The following is a 6,204-nucleotide window of genomic DNA, read 5'->3' on the forward strand; positions in this document are numbered from 1 at the left end:
GGGGAATTGGGCAAACCCGGTTCAAGCCTAGCTGAAAGCAATTCCGTTCCATGTTGACTGGTGGACGTGAACGCTTGCGATCAGCTAGTGACACCCCGTCCGGACCCAATCGGAAGGAAGCTGATGCCACGGCTGGTCAGGAAAACGCCGCGCCATCTCTTCCTTGAGTTTTCGCTCCCGGAAAACGGGGCCGCCAACATGCCAAGCAGCTTCCTCAACTCCGAAATCAGCGGTTAACCGGGCTGGCAAGTGATGCTCAGCGTCCCATGCCGCCATCACTTCTAAACCCTGTATCTCCGGGTCTTCCACTCGAGTTTCACGCGCAGCTAGCCCTCCCTCCCAAACGGTTACTGTTAGGGTGCCAGACGGCCACTGAACCTCTGGCGGCACGATCTTCAGCGCCCCAGCAAGTTCATATCTCCCGAGCTTGCCCCAATGGCCAGCACGGAGAACTCTCGTAATGGACGGATAAACGACTGTTACTACAGCCATTACAGGCGACGCGAGAATGTCCGGCACCTTGGCGACTTCTCGGTCCCGGCGAAGAAAGAACCCTACCGACTTTTCGTCAGTGATTTGACCGTAATAAATCCAGCCCCCCTCACCTAAGAGAGCATAGAGAGTTCCAGACTTCAGATCGGCGCGCGCCTTGGGATTGCTTTCAAACATCGCAACACAATTGAGAAGGATTCCCTATGCGTCAATAACCCTTCTATCGCACCGTTCACCAGGCCAGACCGAAGCAGCGGAGACCAACTTTTGCGGGTATCGGTCAACAAAAAACGCCGCGTTGAACCCAACGCGGCGCCTCAAATTCCACTGATGGGACCATCACCCCTGCTTGGTCACCTGGGTAAAGTCCAGCTCCACCGGGGTCTCGCGGCCGAAGATCGACACGGTGACCTTGAGCTTCTGGTTGTCCTCGTCGACCTCTTCGACCATGCCGTCGAAATCCTCGAACGGGCCGTCGTTCACCTTCACCTTCTCGCCCACCTCGTAGTGGATCAGGGTGCGCGGCGCCTCGACGCCTTCCTCGACGCGGCCCAGGATGCCCTGCACTTCTGCGTCGCGCATCGGCATCGGGCGGCCCTGCGGGCCCAGGAAGCCAGTGACGCGGTTGATCGAGGAGATCAGGTGATAGCCGCGGTCGGACATTTCCATATGCACCAGCACGTAGCCGGGCATAAAGCGGCGCTCGGTCGAAACCTTCTTGCCGCGGCGGATCTCGATCACCTCTTCGGTGGGGACCAGAACCTCGTCGATTTCGTCCTCAAGGCCCTGTTCTGCGACCGAGGTGCGGATCTGCTCTGCGATTTTCTTTTCGAAGTTCGAAAGAACGCTGACCGAATACCACCGTTTCGCCATGAACCGTTGTCCTTGTTCTGCCGGGCGGGCCACTTGCCGCGCCGCTGCCTGTTCATTCCGCTGCAGCCCCGGGGCTGCGCTCTCCAACAAAAAGCGGCGTGCAAACCGAATCGCTGCACGCCCGCCTCAATAATTCCTGCTCAGGTACCGCCCATCGCTGCCAAGATCAAGTGCAGCGCAGCAATTGCGGCCCCAAAGCCCAAGTACCGCTGCGGACTTAGCCGAACATCCCCAGAAGCCCTTGCAGGCCAAAGCGGATCAGCAGGTCCACCAGCGCAAAGAACAGCGCCGTCAGCGCCGCCATGATGAACACCATGACCGTGGTCAGCAGCACTTCGCGGCGGGTCGGCCAGACGACCTTGGAGACTTCGGCGCGAACTTGCTGGATGAACTGAACGGGGTTGATAGTTGCCATACTGGGGGTGTCTCTCTGCTAGCAGTCAGGGCGATGTAACCGGAGCGGCCCGTGAATTCAAGCCCTGCGGCCCTTCTGCCCGGCCCGTTGCGGGTGTTGCGCGGGCAGCGAACGCCGGGTCAATCCAATTTTAATCCACTACTGGCAAAATTGACTCCAGAGGTTCCCTGCGGCCCATCGCGCCGCCCGGGGGCCGGACCGTGTGAATTATTGAGATCGGAAGCCATGACACCAGCCAATTCCCTGTCCGAGGCCGAACAGTTCGAACGCGACGCCAAGTTTGAAGATGCCGCCATGGCCTATGCCGGCATCCTGTCCCGCAACCCCCGCAACAAGCGCGCGCAATCGGCGCTGGAGGGGCTGCGCAAACGGCTGGACTCGCAGACCGACCCGTCGCCGGTGCATCAGGCCGGGCTGGAGGAGGCGCTGGCAGAGGGCCGTCCTTTCGAAGCCGCCGAAAGCTGCGGCGCGCTGCTCAAGACCTTCCGCGAATCGCATTTCCTGTGGGATTTCCTGGGCCGCTGCCACCTGGCCGCGGGCCATCTGGACAATGCCGCCACCTGTTTGAACAAGGCGATCGGGATCAATCCCCGTGCCGCCGGCAGCTATGCTGCGATGGGCCGGGTGAAGGCCGCCCGCGGCGAGCTGGACAACGCCATGGCGCTTTATGACAAGGCGCTGATGCTGGCCGCGGGCTGCCTGCAGGCGCTGCACGGCAAGGCAGAGGTGCTGATCAAGCGCGGCCAGAGCCAGAAGGCGGCCATCATGCTGCGCAAGGCGGTTGCTCTGGCTCCGCATGACGCCGCGCTGCATGTCACCCTGGCGGGCCTCCTGACCCAGCAGGGCGCGGTGGAGGACGCCAAGGAACACTACACCCAGGCCGTCCGCCTGAACCCCGCCCTGACCGAGGCCCGGTATCAGCTGGGCCTGCTGTTGAAGGCTGAGGGCGCCTTTGCCGCTGCCCTGCCCTGTTTCGACAAGGTGCTGCAGGCCAATCCTTCCGATGACCGCGCCCGCACCCAGCGGCTGCATGTGCTGGCAGAGCTGTGCGACTGGAAATGGCTGCCGGAATACGGTGATTTCCGCCGCCAGTTGGGCCTGCGCGGCAGCGGCTGCGATCCTAGCGCTCTGATGCTGATGGAGGACAACCCCGACCTCCTGCGCGCCCGCGCCCAATCCTATGCCAGCGAGTTGTTCGGCACGGCTGAGCTGAACAGCACCCCGCCTGCAGGCCAGCGCCCCGCGCGGCTGCGCATCGGCTATTTCTTCGCCGCCCGCGACGCCGCGGCGGTGCTGGAGCAGCACGGCGGAATGCTTGCCGCCCACGATGACGGCCGCTTTGACATCCGTATTTATGCGGTTGGTGCAAGCCTGCCGGACAGCGCGGCTCAGAGGTTCGACGGCCTCAAGGTTCTGGATGCCAGCGCCACGGATCAGATGGCGGCGGCGGTGAAGGCAGACCAGCTCGACGCCGCGGTGGATCTCTCCGGCTATTCCGGCGGCGGTGCGCTGCCGCTGTTCGCCGCCCGGCTGGCGCCGCTGCACATCCTGTTCCCAGGCTACCCCGGCACCATGGGCACCGCCGCCTATGACTACCTGATCAGCGACGCCGACGCCTGCCCACCCGGCAGCGAACGCTATCACAACGAGCACCTGCTGCGTCTTGCAGATGGCCATCAGGCCGTGGCTCCGGCGGCCCCCTCCGCCGCCCCGGACCGCGCCGCCTGCGGCCTGCCCGCGCAAGGTTTCGTGTTCTCCAGCTTTGCGTCTGGCAGCCATATCACACCGCAGGAATTCGACATCTGGATGCGCCTTCTGCAAAGCGCTCCGGACAGCGTCCTGTGGCTGGCGGACAACGGCGAACATGCGATGTCCAACCTGCGCCGCGCCGCCGCTGCGCGCGGAGTCGATCCGGACCGCCTGGTTTTTGCCCCGGCAGCCAGCCGCGATGATCATCTGGCCCGCCTGCCGCTGGCGGATCTGGTCCTGGACACGTTCACCGTCAACGCCACCGCCGCCGCCCGCGACGCCCTGGCTGCAGGGGTTCCGGTCCTCACCCTGCCCGGCCAGCAATCCGCCGCCCGCACCTCCGCCAGCCTGCTGCAGGCCGCCGGGCTGCCGGAGATGATTGCCGAAAGCATGCAGGACTATGAGGCCAAGGCCGCGGAACTGGCGGCAGACAGCACAACCGCCGCCAGCCTGCGCGGCAAGCTCCGCACCCAGCAGCAGACCGCCGCGCTGTTCAGCCCGGAACGGCTGGCCCGGCAGGTGGAGCGCACCTTTGACGCCGCCTGCGAACGGCAGCAGCAGGGACTGGCCCCGGCCCATCTGGATCTGGAGTGACCAGACACGCCAAACGGCCTGCCCGAAAGGGCAGTGCTGTACCGGCGATGTGCATGAAAATGGCAGGGGCAGCAGGGTTCGAACCCGCGACCTACGGTTTTGGAGACCGTCGCTCTACCAACTGAGCTATACCCCTGTGGTGCGGCATGTCCTACGGCAGGCGCGCTGCGGAGGCAAGAGGGAAAAGCGCATTTTCTTGCGCCGCCCGGGCGGTTTGCCCGCCGCGGGCTCTCCCTGGGCTTTGCCCCGGCGCAGCCATGCAGTATGACGGGGCAAATGCCGGGGCCAAGCCCCTGCGCCCCTTGCAGGAATGAGCCCGAACCCCGTGAGCCTCAGAAAGAAAATCGCCGACAGCCCAAGGGTCAACCGTGCCATCGAAGGACTGTTTGCCGCCTACGTGCGATTCGCCTTCCGCACCTCCCGCTGGACCCGCACCGGGTTCGAGGAGATGGACGCCTGCGTGCGCCGCGGCGAGCCGGTGATCTTTGTGCTGTGGCACCAGCGGCTGATCATGGCGCCCTATCTGTTCGACACCTCGCTGGGCCGCATTTGCGCGCTCACCTCAGCCGCCCGCGCCGGACGTCTGGCGGGCCAGATCCTGGTGCGGCTGGGGTTCGAGACCATCCCGATGTCGAGCCACAAGCGCCATGTGGCCCTGTCGCGCGAAGTGCTGCGCCGCACCCGCGAGGGCTGCTCCATCGGCATCGCCGCCGACGGCCCCCGCGGGCCTGCGCGGGTCTCGTCCACCGTGCCGGTGGTCTGGGCACGGATGACCGGCTGCCGGGTGTTCACCGTCGCCTTTGCCGAAAAGAAGGTGATGAAACTGCCGACCTGGGACCAGCAGATGCTGCCGCTGCCGTTTTCGCGCGGCGTGCTGATGTGCCGGGAATGGACGGACGAGGTGCCGAAGAAGCCCAGCGACGAACAGGTGGAAGGGTTGCGGCAAAGCCTGGAGGCATCGCTGGATGCCATAACGGATGCCGCGGATGCGGCGGCGGGGCGCTGCAGTGAGGATCCAAAGACGCAGGCGGGGTGAGCGGGCGTTTGCGGTGGCGGGCTGAGTGCCCACCCTGCGAACACAATGCACCTCGCGGGCAGGCAGATTGTCTGCCAGAAGTTCGTTGGTTTTTGATCTGGAAAAGACCACACCAGATTGCATTCAACCGCAAGATGCGAAACGCTGGCTGGAACCAGCTTTCCTTTCTTCAATTTGAATTTCCACAGGTCAAAATGCAGTCCATCACCCTGCGCCTTTTGCGCGCCGCAGCGTTCTTCGCCATTTCTGCCGCTTTCCTGATTTGCAGCGAGGCCCGGGCCGAGGCTGAAATCAATCTTGGATCCCGCAACACGGTTTCCTTGGAAACAAAAGTGCTCTGGCCCAAAGAGTACGGCCTGTATCTGATGCTGCAGAAGCACGCGGGGCTTGCCAGCGAACTGAGAACGAGCGGGTATGACGTCTCGTTACTGCACAACTCATCAGAAGACCCCGGTCTTTTGACCTTTAACGTGAAAATCTACAAATGGGGAGATCGCGGCGATAAGTTGGTCTTCCAGCAATCGAATTTGCTGCCAAATTTGATTATGAGCCGTAACGAAGAATTCGGCCTGGAAGTTGCCTTGGCCCAGCTGTCCACCGGCAGATACCGGATAGAGGCCACCCCGGAGAATACAAACCACACCCTGGCGGACATCCCCGCAAGGCTGATGTTTATCAAAGCACTAAGGGGAAAATAGGCCTCAATCCATACCCGTCCGGACGCCCCGCGTTCGGGCCGTGCGTGGCCTGCGCCGAACCGGAGGGTTGTTTCCGGCAAAACGGGCGGGCGCTGCCCTGCGAGGAAGTCCCCGCCGCTTTTCGACGCGAAAAACGGCCATGAAAAATCGATTTTTCATGGCCGGAAACCGCGCCGGTTTCCGGGTTGCCGCATAGAAAAAGGGCCTCCCGAGGGAGGCCCTTTCGCAGAACATTACCGAGTTGCTCTCAGCGATTTTCCTTCGGAAAACCGCCTGCCGCAACCAGGCGCGGCAAGCGCGCCTTACTCGATGATTTTGGACACAACGCCGGCGCCGACGGTGCGGCC

6 protein-coding genes and 1 tRNA gene are annotated in these 6,204 nt (G+C 63.3%); 3 read left to right on the forward strand and 4 right to left on the reverse strand.

Going from position 1 to position 6,204, the window contains the following annotated elements:
- Nucleotides 1–84: 84 nt before the first annotated feature.
- The 3 genes from RA21_RS23035 to secE form a co-directional block, all read right to left on the reverse strand.
- The gene (locus RA21_RS23035) at nucleotides 85–669 is read right to left on the reverse strand and encodes a hypothetical protein (protein WP_039150208.1); all 585 of its coding nucleotides are present in this window, start codon (nucleotides 667–669) and stop codon (nucleotides 85–87) included.
- 162 nt (nucleotides 670–831) lie between these two features.
- Nucleotides 832–1,365: a transcription termination/antitermination protein NusG gene (gene nusG, locus RA21_RS14820; protein ID WP_039150217.1), complete on the reverse strand. Its 534-nt coding sequence runs from the start codon at nucleotides 1,363–1,365 to the stop codon at nucleotides 832–834.
- A 217-nt stretch (nucleotides 1,366–1,582) separates the two neighbouring features.
- Nucleotides 1,583–1,780 carry a preprotein translocase subunit SecE gene (gene secE, locus RA21_RS14825; RefSeq protein WP_019298606.1) on the reverse strand — a complete coding sequence of 66 codons (198 nt, stop codon included), beginning with the start codon at nucleotides 1,778–1,780 and terminating at the stop codon, nucleotides 1,583–1,585.
- A 225-nt stretch (nucleotides 1,781–2,005) separates the two neighbouring features.
- Between secE and RA21_RS14830 the strand changes: the two genes are divergently transcribed.
- On the forward strand, nucleotides 2,006–4,123 hold the full coding sequence (locus tag RA21_RS14830; protein WP_039150211.1) for an O-linked N-acetylglucosamine transferase, SPINDLY family protein: 2,118 nt from the start codon (nucleotides 2,006–2,008) through the stop codon (nucleotides 4,121–4,123).
- 60 nt (nucleotides 4,124–4,183) lie between these two features.
- Here RA21_RS14830 and RA21_RS14835 read toward each other — a convergent pair.
- Nucleotides 4,184–4,259, reverse strand: a tRNA-Trp gene (locus tag RA21_RS14835).
- 189 nt (nucleotides 4,260–4,448) lie between these two features.
- Between RA21_RS14835 and RA21_RS14840 the strand changes: the two genes are divergently transcribed.
- Nucleotides 4,449–5,159, forward strand: coding sequence for a lysophospholipid acyltransferase family protein (locus RA21_RS14840; protein ID WP_039150221.1), 711 nt, complete (start codon nucleotides 4,449–4,451; stop codon nucleotides 5,157–5,159).
- Nucleotides 5,160–5,293: 134 nt separating this feature from the next.
- A complete protein-coding gene (locus RA21_RS14845; protein ID WP_039150214.1) occupies nucleotides 5,294–5,857 on the forward strand; it encodes a hypothetical protein in 564 nt (187 codons plus the stop codon).
- The last annotated feature ends 347 nt before the right edge of the window (nucleotides 5,858–6,204 follow it).

This window comes from Leisingera sp. ANG-DT (genome assembly GCF_000813785.1).
In the GTDB taxonomy this organism is placed as follows: domain Bacteria; phylum Pseudomonadota; class Alphaproteobacteria; order Rhodobacterales; family Rhodobacteraceae; genus Leisingera.